This window comes from Paenibacillus lutimineralis, from assembly GCF_003991425.1.
In the GTDB taxonomy this organism is placed as follows: domain Bacteria; phylum Bacillota; class Bacilli; order Paenibacillales; family Paenibacillaceae; genus Fontibacillus; species Fontibacillus lutimineralis.
Genome location: NZ_CP034346.1, coordinates 6271130 through 6292920, shown reverse-complemented (window position 1 = coordinate 6292920; position 21791 = coordinate 6271130). Strand labels below are relative to the sequence as shown.

Below are 21791 nucleotides of genomic sequence, written 5' to 3'. Positions count from 1 at the left end.
GCAGCATACTGCTGCGGTCATTCCAACCCCAAAATCTTAAATCTCTCTTGTAGAGCTTGTAAGACTTCTTCTGGCACTTCCCTGACTTTGATATCCCCACCTAGAAAGAGTAACCAATTTGTTATTTCGTTTAATTCTTCTGAATGATCAACATGGATAAACGTTTTTAGAATGGCTGTAGTTTGATAAGGATTCGTATAAGAAATGGAAACCTTCAAAGGATGGTATTTCTTGAACTGGGCAATCGCCTTTGGACCAAGTTCAAGGATCAGGTTGATTACTTCTTCCTGCTTATTTAGTTTTTCTAAAATCTTTTTCTTACTTTCTCTTTTTTTCGTAGGGTATGGTTCAACATGGATGAGATTATCGACAGGAAAAATCCGCCTCTTCTCTTCCTTTAAGTCAAAGCCTTCAATGAGCCATTGGCTTTTCTCGTGATAAAGGTGCAAGAGATAAATGGGATAAGACTGTATTACCTTCTCTTCCTGGATGGTCACCAATAAATAGCTATCCATAAGAAGAACTTGAAAGAGTCTTTCGGTCATGGGATGGGGTAGGTCTGACAGATCAAGTAGATCTGGATTATGGGGGTTGGTTCCTTCAAACAGCAATATCTGATTTAAAAAAACAAGGTCGTCTTGCTGGTTTTCTGAGATGAGGCCGAGTAATTTTTCAGTTAAAGACTGACGACTCTTTAGATAAGGGAGTTGTTGATTTCTTGTAGCCATAAAGGCGATAAAAAGGGCTTTAATCTCATTATCAGTAAAGCGTACCGTGGGAAGGACAGAGTTGTTCATGACAAAATACCCTCCATCCCTCCCAACTTCAGCGACAAGTGGCATACCCAAGGCTTCAATTTCTCTGATATCTCGAATAGCTGTCGAACGAGAGATGTTAAATTCTTGCATGATTTCAGAAATTGTAAAGTGGGCACGATTATTAATATACCGCATGATGATATTAATCCGTTCAACTTTTCTCATAAGGCCCCCTAAACAGTGTCACTTTTTGACATGATTTAAGGCTATTATAAACCCATCAAGTGAAAAGACAAATCATTTGATTCAATTAAAAGGAGGATGGTTTAGAATATGGCACAATATACGTTGGAGGAAAAAGAAAGCTTTATCGTATTAGGAATTGGGACAGAGCTGAAGAGCGATTACACAGACTTTGTCGGCATAAACAAGGAAAAGGCAGACTTTTGGTCGGCTGTCGAACAAGATGGAAGGCTTGCCACTTTAAAAGCCATCGCCACAAATGATTACATTTTTGCTGTGAACGAAGCGGTGAATAACAAGATGATGCACTATGCTGGTGTCATGACAGAGGAATCATTGCCAGAGGCAACCAGGGTTATTCAATTCCCAAAGGGGGAATACCTGGTTGTAAAAGGGGAAGGGACGACGGCTGATGAGCTCAGTAATAAGCTTGCTGGCATTGCCTTTGGTCAGGTACTACCAGAAGCCAAGGATTTTGCCTATGTGGGTGGGCCAAATACAACGGTTCAGATGGGGCAGCGAGACGGTGTAGTATTTGGAGAAATGTGGATTCCCGTTGTTAATAAATAGAGACATAGATGTAACGCTCGCATGAACTTTTAGGAGGGATGGAAATGTCGTATCTCGTTGATTTCAAAGAGGTGTCTACGGTTGGTTTAGAATCTTCTCCTGTAGCAGACGCGCTTGCTGGATTACGTGCTAATGAAGCCCGTTATTTCATGAATAAATACAAGCATGAATTTACGGTTGTACCCGCTAGTGAAAGCCAGGAGAACCTGGATTATGTGAACCGAATTTTGAAAGAAGAACGTGATATTGAGTTTGCAGCCAAACCTTTAGAGACGTCGCGTTTTCAAGTTGAAAATATCCAATTTACCTACGTCTTTTATGAGGATGGTCTGGGGCTTAATGTGATGTATACGATTGATGACCCTAAGAAACGGGCCGTTGGTTTTAAGCTTTCTGAGGGGATGGAGGTTCCCAAAGAGTTAGAAGCGAAGTTTAAGTTTGCTAGGCAGAAGTCCAAACTTGCCGGAACCATCCGGGGCTCGTTCTTTGTAATTAAAGGAGAGTATTAACGGGCACCCGCTCATGAACATGGCGGACACTTCATACCTTGGGAGATTCCAGACAAATGGGTTAAGGGTTTGCGTCGTAACTTTCGAGGTCGGCGATAATAGCGATTTGTAGACGATCAAGGACTCCTAATTGGGTGTCCTTGATTTTTTCTATGGCGGTACGTTTAGGATCGTATATAAGTGACCGTCCCTTAAAACTTGCTTCTGCTTAATTGCTAGAAATAGCTCAGCAGTATGTAGAGGTATTGTAAAGATACAGTTGGTATACTAATATATTGGGATTATTATGTATACATATGATGCTCTATTTAACAGTGGAGGTAGACCTAAAAGTGGATGTAACCCAAAAATTTAACTATGCTAGGGATAAACAGCCGATAACGAACGAATTGATCGTCAGAGCGATGGAGCGGAATCTTGCCGTGATCCGTTTTGACATCGACCGAAAAGTGACCTATGTTAACGAGGTATTTGCTAATGTGGTGGGATATTCCATCGAGGATATATTGAAAATGCAGCATCGTGACTTCTGTTTTGACTCTTTTGCTAACTCATCAGCTTATGAACAATTCTGGAATGACCTACTCTCTGGGCAAAGCTTCCAGGATAAGATTGAACGGAAAAATGTCCGTGGTGAAATAGTGTGGCTGGAGGCAACCTATATGCCGGTATATAACGAACAGGAGTCTGAAATCATCGGCATTTTAAAAATAGCAACGAATATTACTGAACGCCAATTTAGCCTGACCACAGTTGTTAAGGAGTTGGAGTCTACTTCCCAAGTCCTGAATCAGCGAGCAGAAGTAGGAATTAACCGGAGTCGGGAGCTGCTGTTGGGTGTGGACCGGATTGCAGAGATTTCAGAAGATAATATCCTTACCCTTAAGGGTCTACAGGAGCAGGCCAAATTGATTCAGGGGATTGTGGAGACCATCCGTAATATTGCCTCCCAAACCAACTTGCTTTCTTTAAATGCAGCTATTGAGGCAGCCCATGCGGGTCCTTATGGCAGGGGGTTTGATGTAGTCGCTAAGGAGGTACGTAAGCTGTCAGGTGAGGTGTCAGAATCTATAATCAAGGTACAGGGAACCATTGGCGGCATAACACAGGAGATATCCGAGATTTCAGAAGGTATCAATCGCGCTGAGTCTTCTATCGTAGAGAGTCAGAAGCAGATACGTGTGACCATGGAGGACTTCAACAGCATCGTTGCCTTCGCCCAGAAGCTAGATGAGCAAGCACAAAACGTTGCTGAAAATATTTAAACATAAATGACCGCATATTCCAGTGAAAACAGGATAGCGGTCTTTTTAACTATCGGATATAGACATGAATCAGTTTTAGTAAGAAAGCTCAGCCAATACTTAAATAAATGGAGGTGAATGAATTGAACGAACAATTCTGGTTAGTAGTACAGTATCCCATGAAAAGTCCAAAAGGGAATCAACGTGATTGCTGGTTAAGAGATAAAGTAATGGAGTACCTGGAGATAACTCTAGGCGAAGCTAATTTAGGCTATGTAGATGGCTTTGATATGGGGAAATGCATTTCCGACCCCAATCAGTATGCGCTTAACCTATTTTGTGTCGTTACAGATGAAGAACGGAGTATCGCTTTGATAAAAAGAATTTTAAGAGAGAGCAGGCTAGATTATACCCGTATTAAAATAGCTACAATGCCCTTTGGAGAAGAAGGAACATACACGCTGAAATATGCAGCTAAAAAGGGTGACAATGGTTTTTCGTTGTAGCAGGATTTATCGTAAAGTAAGAGAACGATTTGGAGGAGGTTATCCTGTGGGAAGATCATTCGCAAATTTGCATATCAAATCGAAAGACCTTGAGAAGACGATCGAAGCATTAAGAAAGCTAAGTGAAGAGCACCCCGAAGTATTAGGTAAGCCCAAAAATGAGGCTCAAGAGTTCAAGGTTACCATGTACGTTAGCAAAAGCAACGAGAACTAGATCAGCGTGCTCCACGATTATTTGGTATGGGGCACGGTGAAGAAGATTGGCATAACATTGTCCCGGCTGATTGAGGAGCTCGTGATGACCGCCGGATATATGAATGAGGAAATATTCGAGTTGTCGATGTTCAAGGGCGGAGACGTCCAAGCTGAAAGAATCTTTTGTGGGCCATGGACGAGGGATGAATATGGACTCCAAGAAGAGCGTCTTCATGATGACTACCTTCGAGAAGTGTTGGATATCCATAATGAGGAATTTGATGACTTTATCGGCATTACGAGTCCGGAACAAGCCGTAGACAAACTGTCGGAACTCGTAAGCATGTCTATATGGAGCGATTGGGAGTGGATACCGTACGAAGAAACTCTCCAAAAACGATTTGAAAAATATGAATTTTGCTGAGATACGAAAACCCTTATTATAAGTGACGTAGAGGGGATGAAACCGATGTATGAGCGTTTGGCAGACAAACTGAAGACGACATCTGCGTTAAAGTGGTATCCCGGTCGAGGGGTGGAAGAAAGCTGGATCGTGGAGGTAGAAGAGGAATTAGGATTCCGTCTACCGCCATCTTATCGCTGGTGGCTGATTCATTACGGTAATGCCGGGTTGAATGGCGGGAATATCCTAGCGATTTGTCCTCCAGAACATAGAGAATATGACCATACCGATCTTCTTTATATACACAGATTAAATTTAGCCGAGGAGTGGTGGGTGAGCCGTTTCCCCGATAGACTAGATTTGTTTGTTCCAGATAGCGATGAGCTTTATTTTTTTGATACGTCTTCCAGTAATGAACAGGGTGAATTTCCAATTATGTGTTACGATCTTATGAATGACTTGATCGATAAGTACGCTTCAACCTTTGCCGAGTTTCTTGAACGGTTGATTGACGAGCGAAGTGGAGGCTAGTGAAGTGTTTCCGGCTCAGAGACCCCCAATAGTGAATCTACTGTTGGCGGTCTTTTTTTGTACCTTGTCTCTACAAGGCGGGAGCCGTTACCAGGTCAGTTGTCCCGACATAGGAATAAGCAGATGGCAGTAGCTTACTCCTTGAACGAGGATGGTGGATAGTTAATGGCCCAGAACCGGAAGAAGACAGGCACTCGACTGACTGGTAGAATCGTGTTGCCGGGCAGCTCTTCGTACAATATGGCTAGAATGGAGTATAACAGGCGCTTTTCCAAGTTTCCACGGGTTATTGTGTTTTGCAGACGAACGCAGGATGTAATCAACGCCGTCAAATGGGCGCGTGAGCGGGGTGTACGGCTGCGAGCGCGCAGCGGGCGTCATAGCTATGAAGGATTCTCGTCGGTTAATGGCGGGATTATTATCGATGTCAGTGAGATGAATCAGGTGAGAGTGGACCGTAGGAGGAGGCTGGCCTATGTACAGACAGGCAACCCGCTTGCACGCGTATACCGGAAGCTGTGGGATAAGCGTGTGACCCTCCCGGCCGGAACTGCGCCTGACGTTGGGGTTGGCGGGCTAACTCTGGGAGGCGGAATTGGACTACTTTCTCGTAAATATGGACTTACCTGCGATAACCTCAAACAAGTGAAGATGGTCGTAGCATCAGGACGGTATGGGGCGAAGACGATCATCGCCAACAAGAAGAAGCACACCGACCTGCTCTGGGCATCACGGGGCGGCGGTGGAGGAAACTATGGCATTTCTACGGCGTATACATTCCGGGTCCGGCCTATAAAGATGGTCTCCATCTACAGTATTACCTGGAAATGGCGCGACCTGGAGAAGGTATTCCCCACATGGCAGCGCTGGGCGCCTTCCGTCACGAACCGCTTAACCTCAACCATTGAAGTGGCTGCCAAGCAGGTGGGAACGATCGTGTCGACTGGACAATTGCTGGGCAGTGCAGCGGAGCTGCGGCGATGGATCAGACCTTTGCTGCGGACTGGAACTCCGGTGAAAGCGATGGTGCGAACCGTGCCTTTTATCGAAGCAACCAAGTTTTTTGCGGAGGGGGATCTGAATCTGGAGCCCAAGTTTAAAATATCCGGGGCTTTCGGGTTTAGACCGTTACCTCGTGAAGGGGTAAAGATCATCCGTGATTTTCTATCTCACGCGCCCAATAAGCATTCTACCGTGTGGTGTCAAAGCTTAGGTGGTACGGGAAGTGCAGTGAGCCGTGTATCTCCGACGGCTACGGCCTATCCTCACAGGAAGGCAGAGACGATCTATGAACTCTCAGCACGTTGGAGGAACAATGGCGAGCAGCAGCGGAATATTCAATGGGTGAAAAGGTTCCGCAGAGCTTTACGTCCCTTCGTTGTAGGGGATTATGTGAATTTTCCTGACTTGCGGATCAAGAACTGGCCAAAGGCGTATTATGGGGTGAACTTTCCAAGATTGAAGCGGGTGAAGCGGAAGTACGATCCTCATAATGTATTTCGTTTTGCCCAGAGTATACCTGTAGATTAGCAGCAAGTATTCATGGTACAGATGGCCACAGCCATTCCCTGAGAAAAACTGAAGCCCCCTTGTACAAGGGGGCTTTGTGTATTATTTGCGGGACGATACCATGCATTAGAATGTCTCGTATTACGGATTTGCTCGCTTCATTTCCTCTAACTCCACCTTTAATTTAGCATTCTCCTCTAATAACTTCTGTACGTCCGGGAGATCCTTGCCGGAATACCAGCCATTCAGATCGTCTCTCTTTCCATACTCAGGTAATTGATCACGAAGAACCATCTGAATGTGGCGCATGTCTTCAACATGATAGAAAGGTACTGTTTCTTGAACGGACTTCTTGAATTCCAGGTATTGCGGATAGTCTTCCAATACTACAAAATCGTATGGCTTTTCTCTTAAGGCCTCGTCTGTAAGGACAAAGGCAAATCTAGGCTTGCCAACTTCGCCGGCATAATCATATTCCCAATGGACATGGCTCTTAGATACGTCATGAAGCATGTTCCCGTAGAGTCCGCCGAGAATTAGAATAAATATGTCGGATTCATCGATCCATTTCTTCATCATTCCTAGCTGACGCAACTTAAAGAATTGCTCGATCCCAGCAGGGATATGACCCGCCTTAAGCACGGATTCCACAGCAGTGTGTCTTTCTTCAATTAAATCGGGAAAAGTAGACGATATATAAACTTGTAATTTTTTTCTCATAGGCCACCTTTTGTTAAATGAAATTATTATTAAACTTACCATTCGCTTATTTTATTTGTCAATAATTTACCAGCGAATTTAGAGGATAACAGATTTAGAAGGGGGCAGCTATTTATTGAGGGGGGAGTGATTTTTTTATGTTATAGACGTTTTTGCTAACACGCATTAAACTAGGGTAGATGTAGAGAATTGACCTAATAGGAGCATGCAGAAACGTGACAACTACTGATCAAATTCCATCATGGAAAAAACTTAGTCTCTTCGCCGTAACCTGGCCCATTTTCATCGATTCCGTGCTTCGGATGCTGCTGGGTACGGTGGACGTATTTATGTTAAGCCGCGTGTCCGATACGGCCACAGGGGCGGTTGGGTTAGCTAACGAAATTATTTTCTTCTGTATTCTGATGTTCGGCTTTGTCGGAATCGGAACGAGTGTCGCGGTGTCCCAGTATATCGGGGCCAGACGAGAGCAGGAGGCGAGCCGAATCTCGGCGTTAGCCATTACGATTAACCTGATCTTCGGGATTCTCGTCAGCCTTGTACTAGTAAGCTTCGGTGAACCACTATTGCATCTACTGAATTTGAATCCTGAACAAATTGGCATTGCCAGCCATTATTTAAGGATTATCGGCGGCTTCATTTGGATTGAGGCGCTGTCTTATGCGATTTCGTCGGTTATCCGCTCCACGGGACATACGAAGAGCGTTATGTATGTTACATTGGGTGTCAACATCATCCATATGACAGGCAATTATTTGCTTATATTCGGTAACTTCGGATTTCCAGAATGGGGCGTTACGGGAGCGGCTGTATCGACGGTTATTAGCCGTTTGCTCGGTATCCTCGTTCTTATCGTGATTTTATACCGCCGCATTCCTGCACCGATTCGGCATAAGGATTATGTGACCTGGAACCGTTCGTACGTGAAGCAGATCATGAGCATTGGCTTGCCTGCTGCGGGAGAGCATCTCTCCTGGCAATCGCAGTACCTGATGATCATCAGCTTTGTCAATATGATTGGAGTTACGGCGTTGAATACGCATGTTTATGTTATGAACGTGTCGAACTATTTTATGGCGCTTGCAATGGCGATTGGATCAGGTACGGAGATTATTGTCGGACAAATGGTTGGCGCAGGGGAGAAGAAGGCAGCTTACCATAGATTGATCAAAAGTGTGAGAATCAGTTTCATATTAACATTAGTGATCGTCAGTATAGCATCGCTATTCCGCTATCAGATGATCGGCATGTTCACAAATGACCCTGACATCATTGCTGTGGGAGCGACTATTTTCTTACTATCCATCGTGCTTGAGCCGGGTCGGACCTTCAATACGGTCGTAATCAATTCACTCCGCGCCGCTGGCGATGCACGTTTTCCCGTTATGATGGGCGTGCTCTCGATGTGGGGAGTTTCGGTTCCACTCGCTTATGTGCTAGGCGTTCATTTTGGGTTTGGGCTGCTTGGCATTTGGATCGCATTTGCGGTGGACGAATGGTTGCGCGGGATCATCATGCTGCTTCGCTGGAAAAGCCGGGCCTGGGAGAAAAAGGCCCTCGTCAAGCCACTTTCCGTCTCGGACGTCAGCATCGAAACACAAGCATAACCTCTCCCGAAGGAGGAGTAAGAGAGAGTTAGAATTCTGCTCACAAGAGCAGCGGGCTTTAGGAACTGGGCGAAGGTACCCTTTGGTATAAGGGGCCTTCGCCTTTTTTGACAGAAGTCAGGTATGGATTTCCGCTACTTGAAAAATTTTCTGAAAAAGGATGTCGAATAATATAAAAAAATGTTGAAAAGCATCCGATTAATAGTGTATAAATGCATATCATGAAGGTAATTATTTCCTCAAGTTAATGGTAGGGGATTTCCGGGGGACTGCGCCAGCCGGATTTTTTTGATTGAGCGTGACTGAAAACGTTAAAGAAAGAGATTCCTCGTAGGAAAGGTATACGCTCTACGATGACAAAGAGTTCCAGTCACATTCCTTGAAAAGAAGTTCAAATTGAACGGACCAATCATGGCCCTCCAATGCGATGCAACGACCAGGAAAGAAGTGGTTCATGGACTGTTGAATTCATTTTCGGCAGTCCACATTTTATTCAGCAAGGTAATTTGGTACTTATTACGGAGGGGTGAATGATGAAGAGTTCTGAATCTATTCAAAAATCAAAGAAAGGGGTTGTTGGCAAGACTGCGGATTTATTTATCGGTAAGCTGCGCAACAAAATCATACTCTTATTTTTAGTTGTTGCACTTATTCCGCTAGTCACGACATCAACCTATATTTTTAACGAGTCTTCTTCTGCACTTATTAATAAGCAACGGGAGAGCTATGAGAAGCTCGTCGCCAATACAGCCGACACCGTGGATCAGTATATTGGGGAACGGATGGCTGAAGTGAGAATTTTGGCTTCTACAACGGATATTAAGTCTACGGATTCCGTGTCGAAATCTAAATTTCTTAAAAACTTTACGGAAAGCACCAAGGTGTTCGACGGGAATACATTTACCAATGATCATGGGGTTGTAGCTTCAGATACATTCGAAAGTAATATCGGAGTTGACCTAAATGAGAGGTGGTATATTAAGAGCGGGTTGGAGGGTAAAGACTCCTACAGTGAAGTCGTAGTCGCCAAATCAACTGGAAAGCGATCTATTATCGTAGCTACACCAGTAAAAGGTGAGAACGATAAGGTATTAGGGGTTGTTACTGGACTAGTTAACTTTGAAGCTTTTATGGAGAAATACACGCAAGATTTATATATCAATGACGGAGCGGGCTATCCTATCGTTGTAGACCCGAAGGGGATTATTCAACTCCATCCTAACGAGGAGTTAATCGGGAAGACGATTGGCGAATCGGGAGTTCCGCAGGAATTAGGGAATATTTTGCAATCCCAGGGGACAAGTTCGGGTTCTACTACATACAAAGACGGAGGTAAAACGTTTATCGTAGTTCATGCTCCGATGGCACAGACGGGGTATGGATTGTTTCTTCACCTCCCACAGAAAGCTATAACGGAGCAGGTCGATACCGTTAAGAAAGAGATGACCATCGTAATATTACTTGTTGTGGTTGTCGTGAGTGCCATTGCTTATTTCGTAAGCCGACAAATATCCAGGCCGATTATGGAGGTTGCCTCTGTTACCGGACGCGTATCCTCAGGAGATTTAACGGTGTCTGAATTAAAGACCCGTGGCCGTGATGAGGTCAGTGAATTAGCCCACTCCGTGAATACGATGGTGGAAAACTTACGAGGCTTTATTTCGAAAGTCCAGTTTACGGCGGAAGAAGTGGCAACTTCGGCTGAAGAGCTGTCCGCAAATGCCGAACAAACGAGCAAGGCGACCCAACAGATTGCTCTAACCATTGAACAAATGGCTGAAGGTACAGATCAGCAGCTTCAAGATGCCGAAACGAGTGTCAATTCGATCAAAGAGGTCGCTGAAGACGTGCAGCAAGTTGCCGCGAATGCACAGCAAGTGACAGATTCGGCAGTACAGACATCCCGAACCGCTGGGGAAGGGAACGAGGAAATTCAGACGGTTATTACACAGATGCATTCGATCAAAGATACAGTAACGCAAATTGCCGAAATTATATCGAATCTGGGAGCAAGATCAGCCGAAATCGAAGATATGGCCAAGGTCATCTCCGATATGGCTACTCAGACAAATCTATTGTCGCTCAACGCTGCCATTGAGGCTGCTCGAGCAGGGGAGCATGGCCGTGGCTTTGCCGTAGTTGCAGATGAAATCCGCAAATTGGCGGAGCACTCCGCTCACTCGGCAGGACAGATTGGGCTGCTGATCTCCTCGATTCAAAGCGAGACCCAACTTGCCGTCGAAGCGATGGGCAAGGGAACCAAAGAAGTGGGTCTGGGCATTGAAATTGTCGATAATGCTGGTAAATCGTTCGAGCTCATTCAACAATCCATTAATGAAGTAGCGGCGCAAATCCAAGAGGTTACTGCTTATTCCCAGCAGATACAATCCAGTACAGGACAAGCCGTTGAGATTGTTAGTCAAATCTCTGAAGTGGCGAAAAATTCGGCGGATGGCACGAAGGACATTTCAGCCGCAGCGGAAGAACAATTGGCGTCGATGGAGGAAGTTAACTCGTTCTCTGTATCCTTGGCTAAAATGGCGGATGATTTGCAGAGCCTCGTGAAAGAGTTCAAGTTATAAAATAAAAAGAGGGCCATTTATCTAGTTATAGATAAAGTGGTCCCTCAAAAGATGATTCCCTGTATTGAACAGGAGTCATCTTTTTTTATCCCCATTGGATATCGCTATTTTTACGACAATCAACAGGAAAGCGAGCAGCGCGAACATTATGCCGCACCAGATGAGCTGATGTGTGCCGAGACGGGAAATAAACCAGCCTCCGATCGATGTTCCTACTGTAATACCTACATTGGAGAAGGAGACAAACAAGCTGTTGCCAAATTCGGGGGCTTCTTTTGCCTCCGTCATCAACAAGGCTTGGCTGATAATAAGTCCCCCGGAATGCACGGCGCCCCATATAAATACGAAAGCCACCATGGGTATGAAGTAAGACCCAAGATAATAAATGACCAAATAAATAACCGTATATATCAGAGGAAATAGAAGCGAAGTTTTTTTTAAGCTTTTCTGCAGAAGGCTCCCAAATAAAAAGTTTCCGGCAATCATCGTGATACCAAATGCCATCAACATCATGCTAATCCATGATCCGTTCATATGACTGACTTGTCCAAGATATTCGGCAAAGTAGCTGTATACGGAAAACATAGCGGCAAAGATAACGACAACGGTCAGAATCGTTAACCACAATTGAGGTTTGCGCAAGATGCCAAGCTGCTTGCCAAAAGACATTTTCTCCTGAACAGGCATGGAAGGAAGCCAGACGAGTATCCCTATAAAGGCAATGATGCTTATTATAGCACCAAATAGAAAGGCAGCTTCCAGCGAGATCTTCTCGGCCAGATAAGAAGTCAGCGGTACGCCAAAAGCGAATCCGACGGTGATGCCGGCAAAAACTTTGGTGACTGCTTGGCCGCTCTTCTCGGAAGGTACAAGGCTGGCTGCAGTCACAAGAGCAATTGAAAAAAAGACGGGATGAAAGATAGCAGGGACAATCCGGAAAGCTAGCATGACTTCGAATTTAGTTGTGTAAGCATAGACAATGTTAGAGACGGCGAACATAAATACAGCGGTTAATAATATGATTTTGCGATTAATGCCAGAGGCAAGTAAGGTCAAGAAGGGGCCTGAAATGGCAACAATTAAGGCAAATATGCTTACAAGATACCCGGCCTCTGAGGGGGATATGTTAAATTTTTGAGTGACTTGGGGGAGGACACCGATAATGCCCATTTCCGTAGTGATAATGCCAAATACACCTAGAGCTAGAAAGATGATTAGTGAAGAATGAATCTTTTTCATTGAATAACTTGCCTCCATTTAAATACACATATATAGAATTATAGATATAAAAGAGAAAAAAAAGCCTCCTTCCGGCTATAGTTTACTTTGAACGTATTCGGCGAATTGCTGGATAGTCTTTTCGTTCCGTCGATAATATGTCCATTTTCCAATTCGCTCAGATTCCAATAGACCAGCTTGCTGCATGGTGGCTAGATAGCTTGATATCACAGACTGGGCCAGTCCCGATTTTACCTGAATATCTCCAACACATACACCAATGCGGAAATTAAGCCCCTGTCTCAAATAGAGCTCTTCATCGAAAAACTCTGCTGGATTCTTTAGCCATTGCATGATTTGACAACGCGTCTCGTTAGATAAAGCTTTATAAATTAATAAAGGTTCCATGTCCATCATTATATCTACTTTTATAGATTTGTAAAGATGAAGCATCATCCAATCCCCAATCCATCTTCAAAATATGTACAAGCTGATCCGCTTGCTCGGATCCGATGGAGGCAATAATCTTAGCTTCAAGCGTTTCCCTAATGGCTTTGTTCTGTTCGAAGCATTCTTCACCAAGCTTTGTAAGCTGGATGCATTTATCTTTGTTGTTATGCTGTGCCTTGTTGATTTCGACCAAGCCTTTGGATTCCAGATTTTTAATAAACTTATGTGTAGCCTGACGAGAAATTTCCATTTGCCTCGCGACATAGGATATAGTTACCTGCTTCTTGTAGATTCTCGCCATAATGAACCATTCTGAGTTGGATATATGGATGTCATGGCTTTGATGCCACAATTGATTGTTCAAGCTACGGAGACGGATATAAAGCTCACTGATCAGGTCTAATAAATCTAGGTTATGCAATTCTGAATTCATAAAAATCATTCCTTTCGACATATGCTCATTCAATATACAAAAGCCGCCCGTTCATTGTCAACTAGGTTGACGATGGTGTATAATAAAGATGTATGTCAACCTAGTTGACAAATGGCGAGGAGGACGACAGCATGTTTAAAGTGGGTCATTTGGTTATATATTCAGTACACGGCATATGCAGAATTGATAATATAAGTGAGAAGGAAATTGCCGGCAAACTGAAGCTGTATTATGATTTACATCCGTTGAGCGACGATAAACTAAAGATCAGCACTCCGGTAGACAACCACAACTTGCTCATGCGTAACCTTATTGGACGGGAGGAGGCCACGGAGGTCATACAATCCTTTAGATCTCCGGGTACGGAATGGATCGAGAGAAATACGGAACGCAATCATACGTATTCTAAAGTCATCCGTTCTGGCAACAGGGAAGAAATCGCTAAAATTATAAATACGCTAATGCGTCAAAAGCAGAAGGCCGAAAGAAATAACAAAAAGCTGAGCAATCAAGATCAGACCATGTTAACTTCAACTCGAAATATATTGTTCAAAGAAATTGCAATCGCTTTGGGAACTACGTATGAGGCTGTATTGGATAAAGTAAGCGGCTTAATTGCGCAGAGTGCTTAATGATTGAATAAATAGAGATTCCCGTTCGCTATTAAAATACCGAACCAACAATCACTAATCCTGTTTTAGGGTTAGTGATTTTTTTTGGTGAGCTTTTCGAACACCTCTATAGGATGAACTGTCTTATAACTTTTAGAAGACAGAGAGGAACTCTTAACAGAATTCTGTTAAAATCAATCCAACTAGGATAGATAGTTCGAAGGAGGAGAGACAATGAAGACGATCACCGTTCAGAGACTGGCGGAGGTATTCAAATTAGAGGTGCTAACTGGAGCCGGCTACATGGATCGCGAGATTACTCGACCTCGTACACATAGACCGGGGCTGGAGTTTGTCGGGTATTTTGACTTTTTCCCTATGAAGCGGGTTCAAATACTTGGTCGTAAGGAGATTACCTATTTATTGACGCGTACGGTAGAGGAACGCAAGCTGCATATTGGGAACATCGTCAAATATCACCCGCCTTGCTTTATTGTGACGTCGGGCCAGCAGGAGATCCCTTTTCTAACTCTGTTCTGCGAGCAGGAAGGCATCCCTTTGCTGAGGACATCAGAGACAACAACGGATTTTATTGCCAAGCTGGATGGTTATCTTGTGAAGGCACTGGCACCGGAGGTATCGATTCATGGGGTATGTATAAATGTCTCCGGCATAGGTATCCTGCTCAGGGGTAAATCCGGCATTGGCAAAAGTGAGACAGCCCATACGCTCATCCGGAGGGGACATCGATTTGTAGCGGACGATATCGTGGTGCTTAAGAGGCTCGGTCCAGCAACGCTACTTGGATCGCATAACGAGACTACTCGTGAATTTCTTGCTCTGCGCAGCGTCGGACTGATTAATGTCGTACGCCAATATGGGCGAAGAGCCTTTCAGGACGAGACGCGGATAGTGCTTGATATCGAATTAACCCCGTGGAAGGGGGATTCCCTGAACAATGAGCTGGAGGTCGTGCCCCAGTTCATTGATTATCTGGGTGTTCAGATACCGCATATCGAGATTCAGCTGCAGCCGGGTCGCGACGTAGCTGGTCTGATCGAGGCAGCGGCAAATAATTGGTATCTGAAGCAGCTTGGCTACAGTGCCGCGGAAGAGTTCATGAAGCGGATTGAGGACGAGATGCGGTCCTAAGTACAGTCATTCTCGTTATAGAAGATGACCTTAGAAGGGACAAGATATGAAATATACGAATATGGTACATGGCAGCTTCGAGAAGAAGCTGAACCGGTTTATGGCCGAAGTGTACGTGAACGGGATCAAGGAGCAGGTGCATATCAAGAATACGGGACGCCTAACAAACCTGCTTCAACCCGGCGTAGAGGTTCTGTTGGAATTTAACGATCGACCTAATCGGAAGACGCGCTTCTCACTAATCTCGGTAGCTAAAGGGGGCGGCTGGGTCAATATTGATTCCCTGGCTCCTAATCGAATGGCGTTTGAGGCGCTTAAGGCAGGGAAACTGTCGGAGTTTGGCGCAGTGAACCATATACAAAGGGAAGTTACTTATGGAGATTCCCGGTTTGATCTTTATTTTGAAAAGGATGACGAAAAGGGATTTATTGAGATAAAAGGAGTGACCCTTGAGGAGAATGGGGTAGCCATGTTTCCCGATGCGCCAACCTCCAGGGGAACCAAGCATGTACTGGAATTGATTAGGGCAGCTCAAGAGGGGGATACCTGCGCCATTCTATTTATTGTGCAAATGAAAGGCTGCTGCTCTCTTACCCCGCATCGGGAGATGGATCCGACCTTTGCAGATGCCTTACGGCAGGCGTCGCTTCAAGGCGTACAGATCCTGGCCTACGACGCGTTGGTTGAGGAAGATGCTTGCATCATTGATGCACCGCTTCCGGTTCAAATTGAAGGTATGGAGGCTCGGAAAATAAACCGCCCATAAGCAGCAAATTATGGTACGATAGTAAGAAAAATTTTCGATTGTATCTATTATGGAGGTGTTAAATGATGGGCCAACAGCTGCAGCAAGAAGGGTACTTTGGAGAGTTCGGAGGCAGCTTCGTACCGCCGGAATTGCAAGAGGTCATGGACTATTTAAGTGAACAGTTCTACAAGTTTAAGGATGATCCCGAGTTTAATGAAGAGCTTCGTTATTATTTGCGTGAATATGTGGGTCGGGAGAGTCCATTGACTTACGCACAACGATTGTCCGATGCCTGGGGCGGAGCTAAGATTTATCTGAAGCGGGAAGATTTAAATCATACAGGAGCACATAAAATCAACAACGCCATCGGCCAGATTCTACTAGCCAAAAGAATGGGCGCGAAGCGGATTATTGCTGAGACTGGCGCTGGACAGCACGGGGTAGCGACGGCGACGGCCTGCGCTATGTTCGATATGGAATGTGTCATCTATATGGGGGCTGAAGATACACGTCGGCAAGCACTGAACGTATTCCGGATGGAACTGCTGGGAGCTACCGTCGTTCCGGTTAATAAGGGACAAGGTCGGTTGAAGGATGCAGTAGATGAAGCGCTTAATGATCTAGTGATGAACTATCAGAATACATTCTATCTGTTAGGTTCTGCTGTCGGGCCTCATCCATTTCCGACGATGGTCAAGCACTTCCAATCCATAATAAGCGAAGAATCAAGACGGCAAATCCTGGAGAAGGAAGGTCGCTTGCCTGATGCGGTGATCGCTTGTGTCGGAGGCGGCAGCAATGCGATCGGTGCCTTCGCCCATTATATCGATGAGCCAGACGTTCGTCTGATTGGGGTTGAGCCGGATCAAGCACCAACCTTGACGCAGGGCGTTCCGAGCGTGATTCACGGCTTCAAATGTCTAGTACTTCTCGATGAGGAGGGCCAGCCGCAGAAGACCTATTCGATTGCAGCGGGTCTCGATTACCCAGGCATTGGGCCGGAACATAGCCATTTGAAAGTCTCTGAGCGGGGGGAATATGTGATCGTATCTAACGAAGAAGTGCTCGAAGCATTCCAGGTATTGTCCCGTACGGAGGGGATTATTCCTGCTCTTGAGAGTGCTCATGCGGTCGCCCACGCGAAGAAGCTAGCGCCTACGATGAGTAAAGATCAGATTCTTATTGTAAATTTGTCTGGTCGCGGCGATAAGGATGTTGAGCAAGTGTTCCAAATGCTTCAGAAATAATCCAAGATATTATCATAATAGGCTTCACCGAAGGCACCCAACAGTCTGGGTGCCTTCGTTTTTTTAAAAATAGGCTTGAGCCTAAATGAATCTACTAACAGATCGCTAGCTTTACAATTCGTAGGTCCCTTTTACTTACAGTTAATATCATACGAATAGTGGATTGTTAACTTAATGGAAAAAGGGGTGATGGGATGAGGACAAATGAAAGTGCTTATCTAATGAGCGTACTTACGAGTCAGACTCTCGGATGGGAGAATATTCAAGTAGGGAGATGGCCTTCCCCCGAACAGGCGATCAGTAAGTCACCCGGAACGAAGCATCTGCTTGGCGTACATTGCTCCGCTTATTATGAGAATTACTATACGATTCATATTATTCCTGCGGGTGAACCTATGTTGAGTTCATGGGGAAAAGCCTCTCTTTATTTTTTGCAAATCGAAATCCCTCCTTCATTCTTGGAACGTGTTGCACGTGAGTCCGGCTTTCTAACGGAAGGATACATTCAGCTTGAGCGCAAGTTTTATGTTAAAGATCCCAAATTGCTGCAGCTTGGTCTGTGGATGCTAGAAGAGCTTAAGAATGAAGGCAAGCAAGGGAAGATATATATTGACTCTCTCTCCAATATGTTAGCAGTACATCTATTGAGCCACTATTCTAAAGTAAGCAGGGGACCGGTGGCCTCTAGGATTACATTGAATCAGGATATTTATCAAACGGTTGAATATATGAAGGACCATTTGGAAGAGGAACTTTCGATTCAGGAGCTGGCGGATCGAGCCAATCTAAGCTTATCTCACTATACCCGGCTATTTAAGCAACAGACGGGTCATACACCGCATCATTATTTAATACGCTTACGAATTGAACACTCTAAATCGCTGATTTGCCAAGGGGAGTACGGGTTAAGGGAGATTGCTGATCGGGCGGGGTTCGCCGATCAAGGACACTTCACGAGAATGTTCAAGCGTCTGACCGGAATGACTCCCAAACAGTATACCCAAGAAGTAACCGGGAATAGGATTATTACAAAATGATTGTTTTGTTCAACAAAACAATCATTTTGTTCAAGAGAGGGCATTCTCCTGAAGCTACAATCAAATTAAAGCTCGGTGAGAAAAACAAGAGGCAGTAACTGAGCTAAATTAAGGTTTAATCAGGAGGAGGAAAACCATGAAACTGAAAAGAGTGTCTAGTCTGATCTGTGCAGCAGCCATAATGATGGGCTCTTTAACAACTGCGGTATGGGCAGCCCCAGCAGTGAACGGAGTTGAGCTGAACGCACAACGTGTTGAGGGCGTCAACGAGTTTTGGCATGAGGTATCCAAACAGACCTTCCTGCTTACGGATGCATTTGAGCGTGGACAAGGGGTCACATCGGATGGAAGCTCATGGATATTCAATTCCCAGCTCGGACTTCTTAAGACGGCGTTGGACGGGAAAACAGTGCAGGCTAGGAACGTAGCAGCTATCCCAGCGGCGATTGCACTGCAGGGTGGGGACCATATCGGTGATATTTCCTATTATAACGGCCTAATCTATGCTCCGATTGAAGATAGTAAGAAGTATCAGCATCCCTATATCGCTCTCTTCGATGCGGCAACACTAAAGTATACGGGAATCTCATATGAGCTCCCATTAAATCTTCATCCCGGCGGAGTACCTTGGGTAGCTGTTGATGCTGCTCGTGACCAGGTATATACGGCTCAGTGGAATCATGCACCGGTACTGAATGTGTTCCGGCTCAGCGATATGACCCTGCTGAAGACCGTCCCGCTCAGCCAGCCTATTGACCGTATTCAAGGTGCCGAAATGTATGATGGTTATTTGTATGCCTCTTCCGATAATCAAACAAAGTCTGTATATCGAATCGACCCTGACACTGGGGCTGTTACCCTAGCATTTGATAGGAATTTGGGAAGCAATAGCGAGGCACAGGGGATCGCCGTACTTCCTCAGGCGAATGGTTCAATCCTGCATATACTCGATGTTGGGTCCAATCGCATTAGTATTAATTTCAGGCATTACGCGCCTTAATGTCGACATGTAAGGGACTGCTTTATAAAAATGAGGGGAGAAAACTCATGCTGAAGCTTGATAGTAGATTAGTTCTAATTGTACTCGCGATTACATTTGTCTTTGCTGGCTGTGGGCAAGAAAACCGCAATCAGACATCGGCTTCCAAGGTGAATTCTGGTGTGGGGAACGCTACAACACCTGTCAGTGCTGCACCTGATCAGGCGGCAAAAGAACCCGTTGAGATTTCATTCTACTATCCGGTCAATGTTGGTGGACCGCTAACCAAGGTTATCGATAGTATGGCAGATTCATTTATGGAGAAGAACCCCAATATTAAGGTTAAACCAGTTTACACCGGTAATTACGGTGATAATACAGTTAAGATTCAGGCAGGGGTTCAGGCTAAGCAGCCACCGGATGTAGCTGTAATGATGTCTACTGAACTGTATAGCATGCTGGATATGGAGGCGATTATTCCACTGGATGATTTCATAGCCAAGGATGCGGATTTCAATCGGGATGATTTCTATCCCGCCTTTGTAGAGGATACGCAAGCGGGCGGCCATACCTACAGTGTACCATTCCAGAGAAGTACGATTATTCTTTACTATAACAAGGATATGTTCAAGGACGCTGGTCTTGATCCAAACCAACCGCCAGCCAATTGGGATGAGCTGGTGGATGTTGCACAGAAGTTGAATCGTGATGGACATACCGGGTTGGAGATACCGGGGAATGATGACTCCTACTGGATGTTCCAGATGTTTGCCCGTCAGAATGCAAGTGATCCGAAGCAGAGCATTATGGGGGAGGATGGTAAGAAGGCTAACTTTAATACACCGGAGAATGTTGAGGCTCTTCAATTTTGGCTCGACCTTTCTCATAAGTATAAGGCAATGCCAGAAGGCGTAATTGATTGGGGAGCCACGCCGACCGATTTCATAGAAGGCAAGACCGCGATGATGATGCATACCAGCGGAAATCTGACTAATGTGAAGAGTAACGCCAAGTTCGATTTCGGTGTTGCTTTCTCTCCGGCGAACAAGCAGTTTGGATCACCCACAGGCGGGGGCAATCTATACATTTTCAAGGATACGAGTCCGGAGAAGCAGGCGGCGGCTTGGGAATTTGTTAAATACCTGACTGCTCCAGAGCAAGCTGCGTTATTCAGTTCATCATCCGGTTATGTTGGAGTACGCAAGTCGGCTTACGATACAGAAGCGATGAAGACCTATACAGAGGGTTTTCCCCAAGCGCTCGTAGCCCGGGATCAATTGCAATATGCCTTCCGTGAACTATCCACCCATAATCACGGCAAAGTATCTTCGGCGCTCACGAACCAGATCCAATCCGCGCTGGCGGGTAAAATAGATGCGGCTGGCGCATTAAAAGCGGCGCAGGAAGAGGCGGATCGCGCCCTCGCGCCCTTTAATAAATGACCATTTGAGTGTTTCCGGCGGGATGCAGCTTGAGAACAACCCGCCGGAATTTCTCTTTACGAAGCTGCGAGGAGGAGAACTGTGGTATGAGCACCCGTTGGAGCGAGAAGCTTAGGCGGAATGGATTCGGGTGGGGGCTTGTTATGCCATCCCTTTTATTTCTTTGTATGTTTACATACTACCCGATGTTTAAGTCGGTCTGGCTCAGTTTTTATGAGAAAAATCTAGCTGTTCGAAATCCTGTATTTGTAGGATTCGATAACTATAAAGCGCTGATGCAGGATCCTATTTTTATCGAGGTGTTTCGGAATAACATCTGGTTTGCCATTGGCACGGTCCCAGTCTCTATAGCGCTAGCTTTTGTCATGGCATTATTCGCAGATAAGGCGATTCGGGGCAAAGGTCTGATTCGAATTGCTTTTTTCTACCCGAATATGATTCCAATGATCGCCGCGGCGAGCATTTGGCTGTTTCTCTATATGCCCCAGTTCGGTCTATTTGCTCAATTTGCCTCCTGGATTATTGGCAATGAGGTGCATCTACTAGGTAACCCGAACACAGTACTTGGCTCCTTAATCGTAATGACGGTCTGGAAAGAGGCTGGGTATTTTATGATTTTTTATCTAGCTGGGATGCAGCAGATACCGAAGGACCTATATGAGACAGCGTCAGTAGATGGAATCGGAGCATGGGAGCAACAGTGGCGGATTACCCTTCCATTGACGATGCCGACCACATTGTTCGTCACTGTCATAGCAATCACTAACGCTTTTAAATGGGTCGATCATCTGTGGATGATGACAAAGGGAGGGCCGGATCACGCCAGCAGTTTGTTATTGTATTACATTTATGAGACGACTTTTAAATTCAATGATCAGGGTATGGCGGCGGCTATGACCGTCTTGATGATCATTCTATTACTTATTATATCCTGCCTCCAATTTGCCGGATGGGAACGCAAGATTCATTATCAGTAGAAGGTGGAAGGGGACGTACAACCATGAAGGATTCTTCCGGACTATCTTTATCGGTACATCAGCGTCTGGAGCATAAGAGAACGACGCGGGACGGATGGCTTCAGTCGATACTTGGCCAAC

The 21791-nt window shown here is 45.2% G+C and carries 23 protein-coding genes; 18 read left to right on the top strand and 5 right to left on the bottom strand.

Annotation, left to right across the window (positions count from 1 at the left end; translation table 11 throughout):
* Positions 1 to 17: 17 nt before the first annotated feature.
* The gene (locus EI981_RS27950; RefSeq protein WP_127003874.1) at positions 18 to 983 is read right to left on the bottom strand and encodes a helix-turn-helix transcriptional regulator; all 966 of its coding nucleotides are present in this window, start codon (positions 981 to 983) and stop codon (positions 18 to 20) included.
* A gap of 108 nt (positions 984 to 1091) precedes the next feature.
* On the opposite strand from EI981_RS27950, the gene EI981_RS27945 reads away from it, so the two are divergent.
* From EI981_RS27945 to EI981_RS27915, 8 genes are all read left to right on the top strand, one after another.
* Positions 1092 to 1571, top strand: a complete 480-nt coding sequence (locus EI981_RS27945; RefSeq protein ID WP_127003872.1) for a GyrI-like domain-containing protein — start codon at positions 1092 to 1094, stop codon at positions 1569 to 1571.
* Positions 1572 to 1615: 44 nt separating this feature from the next.
* On the top strand, positions 1616 to 2080 hold the full coding sequence (locus EI981_RS27940) for a phage tail protein (RefSeq protein WP_127003870.1): 465 nt from the start codon (positions 1616 to 1618) through the stop codon (positions 2078 to 2080).
* Between the two features lie 332 nt (positions 2081 to 2412).
* Positions 2413 to 3345, top strand: coding sequence for a methyl-accepting chemotaxis protein (locus EI981_RS27935; protein ID WP_335926282.1), 933 nt, complete (start codon positions 2413 to 2415; stop codon positions 3343 to 3345).
* 122 nt (positions 3346 to 3467) lie between these two features.
* Positions 3468 to 3830, top strand: a complete 363-nt coding sequence (locus tag EI981_RS27930) for a hypothetical protein (protein WP_127003868.1) — start codon at positions 3468 to 3470, stop codon at positions 3828 to 3830.
* A 46-nt stretch (positions 3831 to 3876) separates the two neighbouring features.
* Positions 3877 to 4044: a hypothetical protein gene (locus EI981_RS29845; protein WP_227011617.1), complete on the top strand. Its 168-nt coding sequence runs from the start codon at positions 3877 to 3879 to the stop codon at positions 4042 to 4044.
* Between the two features lie 6 nt (positions 4045 to 4050).
* On the top strand, positions 4051 to 4449 hold the full coding sequence (locus tag EI981_RS27925) for a hypothetical protein (RefSeq protein ID WP_227011616.1): 399 nt from the start codon (positions 4051 to 4053) through the stop codon (positions 4447 to 4449).
* A gap of 45 nt (positions 4450 to 4494) precedes the next feature.
* Positions 4495 to 4959: an SMI1/KNR4 family protein gene (locus tag EI981_RS27920; protein WP_127003866.1), complete on the top strand. Its 465-nt coding sequence runs from the start codon at positions 4495 to 4497 to the stop codon at positions 4957 to 4959.
* A 165-nt stretch (positions 4960 to 5124) separates the two neighbouring features.
* Positions 5125 to 6489 (top strand): FAD-binding oxidoreductase, encoded by a 1365-nt coding sequence (locus tag EI981_RS27915; RefSeq protein WP_127003864.1) that lies wholly within the window; start codon positions 5125 to 5127, stop codon positions 6487 to 6489.
* A gap of 120 nt (positions 6490 to 6609) precedes the next feature.
* Here EI981_RS27915 and EI981_RS27910 read toward each other — a convergent pair whose 3' ends face one another.
* Positions 6610 to 7188: a DUF4062 domain-containing protein gene (locus EI981_RS27910; protein ID WP_127003862.1), complete on the bottom strand. Its 579-nt coding sequence runs from the start codon at positions 7186 to 7188 to the stop codon at positions 6610 to 6612.
* 215 nt (positions 7189 to 7403) lie between these two features.
* Here EI981_RS27910 and EI981_RS27905 point away from each other — a divergent pair, with 215 nt between their 5' ends.
* The gene (locus tag EI981_RS27905; protein ID WP_127003860.1) at positions 7404 to 8795 is read left to right on the top strand and encodes an MATE family efflux transporter; all 1392 of its coding nucleotides are present in this window, start codon (positions 7404 to 7406) and stop codon (positions 8793 to 8795) included.
* 533 nt (positions 8796 to 9328) lie between these two features.
* Positions 9329 to 11377: a methyl-accepting chemotaxis protein gene (locus EI981_RS27900; protein ID WP_127005089.1), complete on the top strand. Its 2049-nt coding sequence runs from the start codon at positions 9329 to 9331 to the stop codon at positions 11375 to 11377.
* Positions 11378 to 11452: 75 nt separating this feature from the next.
* Here EI981_RS27900 and EI981_RS27895 read toward each other — a convergent pair whose 3' ends face one another.
* From EI981_RS27895 to EI981_RS27885, 3 genes are all read right to left on the bottom strand, one after another.
* Positions 11453 to 12616, bottom strand: coding sequence for an MFS transporter (locus tag EI981_RS27895; protein WP_127003858.1), 1164 nt, complete (start codon positions 12614 to 12616; stop codon positions 11453 to 11455).
* Positions 12617 to 12691: 75 nt separating this feature from the next.
* The gene (locus tag EI981_RS27890; protein ID WP_127005087.1) at positions 12692 to 13003 is read right to left on the bottom strand and encodes an ArsR/SmtB family transcription factor; all 312 of its coding nucleotides are present in this window, start codon (positions 13001 to 13003) and stop codon (positions 12692 to 12694) included.
* The gene (locus EI981_RS27885) at positions 12981 to 13478 is read right to left on the bottom strand and encodes a MarR family winged helix-turn-helix transcriptional regulator (RefSeq protein ID WP_127003856.1); all 498 of its coding nucleotides are present in this window, start codon (positions 13476 to 13478) and stop codon (positions 12981 to 12983) included. The genes EI981_RS27890 and EI981_RS27885 overlap by 23 nt, the downstream gene beginning before the upstream one ends.
* Before the next feature lie 131 nt (positions 13479 to 13609).
* Between EI981_RS27885 and EI981_RS27880 the strand changes: the two genes are divergently transcribed.
* The 8 genes from EI981_RS27880 to EI981_RS27845 all read left to right on the top strand — a co-directional run bounded on the left by EI981_RS27880 (position 13610) and on the right by EI981_RS27845 (position 21671).
* On the top strand, positions 13610 to 14110 hold the full coding sequence (locus tag EI981_RS27880) for a CarD family transcriptional regulator (protein ID WP_127003854.1): 501 nt from the start codon (positions 13610 to 13612) through the stop codon (positions 14108 to 14110).
* Between the two features lie 213 nt (positions 14111 to 14323).
* Entirely contained in the window at positions 14324 to 15241 is a 918-nt protein-coding gene (gene hprK, locus EI981_RS27875; protein WP_127003852.1) for an HPr(Ser) kinase/phosphatase, read from the top strand.
* A gap of 46 nt (positions 15242 to 15287) precedes the next feature.
* Positions 15288 to 16007 carry a DNA/RNA nuclease SfsA gene (gene sfsA / locus EI981_RS27870; protein ID WP_127003850.1) on the top strand — a complete coding sequence of 240 codons (720 nt, stop codon included), beginning with the start codon at positions 15288 to 15290 and terminating at the stop codon, positions 16005 to 16007.
* A 65-nt stretch (positions 16008 to 16072) separates the two neighbouring features.
* Positions 16073 to 17236 (top strand): tryptophan synthase subunit beta, encoded by a 1164-nt coding sequence (gene trpB, locus EI981_RS27865; protein ID WP_127005084.1) that lies wholly within the window; start codon positions 16073 to 16075, stop codon positions 17234 to 17236.
* Positions 17237 to 17430: 194 nt separating this feature from the next.
* Entirely contained in the window at positions 17431 to 18273 is an 843-nt protein-coding gene (locus EI981_RS27860) for a helix-turn-helix domain-containing protein (RefSeq protein ID WP_127003848.1), read from the top strand.
* 136 nt (positions 18274 to 18409) lie between these two features.
* Entirely contained in the window at positions 18410 to 19273 is an 864-nt protein-coding gene (locus EI981_RS27855) for a YncE family protein (RefSeq protein WP_127003846.1), read from the top strand.
* A 47-nt stretch (positions 19274 to 19320) separates the two neighbouring features.
* On the top strand, positions 19321 to 20694 hold the full coding sequence (locus tag EI981_RS27850) for an ABC transporter substrate-binding protein (RefSeq protein ID WP_127003844.1): 1374 nt from the start codon (positions 19321 to 19323) through the stop codon (positions 20692 to 20694).
* 86 nt (positions 20695 to 20780) lie between these two features.
* Positions 20781 to 21671: a carbohydrate ABC transporter permease gene (locus EI981_RS27845; protein WP_127003842.1), complete on the top strand. Its 891-nt coding sequence runs from the start codon at positions 20781 to 20783 to the stop codon at positions 21669 to 21671.
* Positions 21672 to 21791 lie beyond the last annotated feature (120 nt).

Bases quoted from the DNA above. Each gene is read 5' to 3' on its own strand.
- EI981_RS27910 (WP_127003862.1), bottom strand. From the start codon at position 7,188: ATGAGAAAAAAATTACAAGTTTATATATCGTCTACTTTTCCCGATTTA.
- EI981_RS27920 (WP_127003866.1), top strand. From the start codon at position 4,495: ATGTATGAGCGTTTGGCAGACAAACTGAAGACGACATCTGCGTTAAAG.
- trpB (WP_127005084.1), top strand. From the start codon at position 16,073: ATGGGCCAACAGCTGCAGCAAGAAGGGTACTTTGGAGAGTTCGGAGGC.
- hprK (WP_127003852.1), top strand. From the start codon at position 14,324: ATGAAGACGATCACCGTTCAGAGACTGGCGGAGGTATTCAAATTAGAG.
- EI981_RS27945 (WP_127003872.1), top strand. From the start codon at position 1,092: ATGGCACAATATACGTTGGAGGAAAAAGAAAGCTTTATCGTATTAGGA.
- EI981_RS27890 (WP_127005087.1), bottom strand. From the start codon at position 13,003: ATGGAACCTTTATTAATTTATAAAGCTTTATCTAACGAGACGCGTTGT.
- EI981_RS27950 (WP_127003874.1), bottom strand. From the start codon at position 983: ATGAGAAAAGTTGAACGGATTAATATCATCATGCGGTATATTAATAAT.
- EI981_RS27885 (WP_127003856.1), bottom strand. From the start codon at position 13,478: ATGAATTCAGAATTGCATAACCTAGATTTATTAGACCTGATCAGTGAG.
- EI981_RS27860 (WP_127003848.1), top strand. From the start codon at position 17,431: ATGAGGACAAATGAAAGTGCTTATCTAATGAGCGTACTTACGAGTCAG.
- EI981_RS27900 (WP_127005089.1), top strand. From the start codon at position 9,329: ATGAAGAGTTCTGAATCTATTCAAAAATCAAAGAAAGGGGTTGTTGGC.
- EI981_RS27940 (WP_127003870.1), top strand. From the start codon at position 1,616: ATGTCGTATCTCGTTGATTTCAAAGAGGTGTCTACGGTTGGTTTAGAA.
- EI981_RS27880 (WP_127003854.1), top strand. From the start codon at position 13,610: ATGTTTAAAGTGGGTCATTTGGTTATATATTCAGTACACGGCATATGC.
- EI981_RS27895 (WP_127003858.1), bottom strand. From the start codon at position 12,616: ATGAAAAAGATTCATTCTTCACTAATCATCTTTCTAGCTCTAGGTGTA.
- EI981_RS27915 (WP_127003864.1), top strand. From the start codon at position 5,125: ATGGCCCAGAACCGGAAGAAGACAGGCACTCGACTGACTGGTAGAATC.
- EI981_RS27850 (WP_127003844.1), top strand. From the start codon at position 19,321: ATGCTGAAGCTTGATAGTAGATTAGTTCTAATTGTACTCGCGATTACA.
- EI981_RS27855 (WP_127003846.1), top strand. From the start codon at position 18,410: ATGAAACTGAAAAGAGTGTCTAGTCTGATCTGTGCAGCAGCCATAATG.
- sfsA (WP_127003850.1), top strand. From the start codon at position 15,288: ATGAAATATACGAATATGGTACATGGCAGCTTCGAGAAGAAGCTGAAC.
- EI981_RS27845 (WP_127003842.1), top strand. From the start codon at position 20,781: ATGAGCACCCGTTGGAGCGAGAAGCTTAGGCGGAATGGATTCGGGTGG.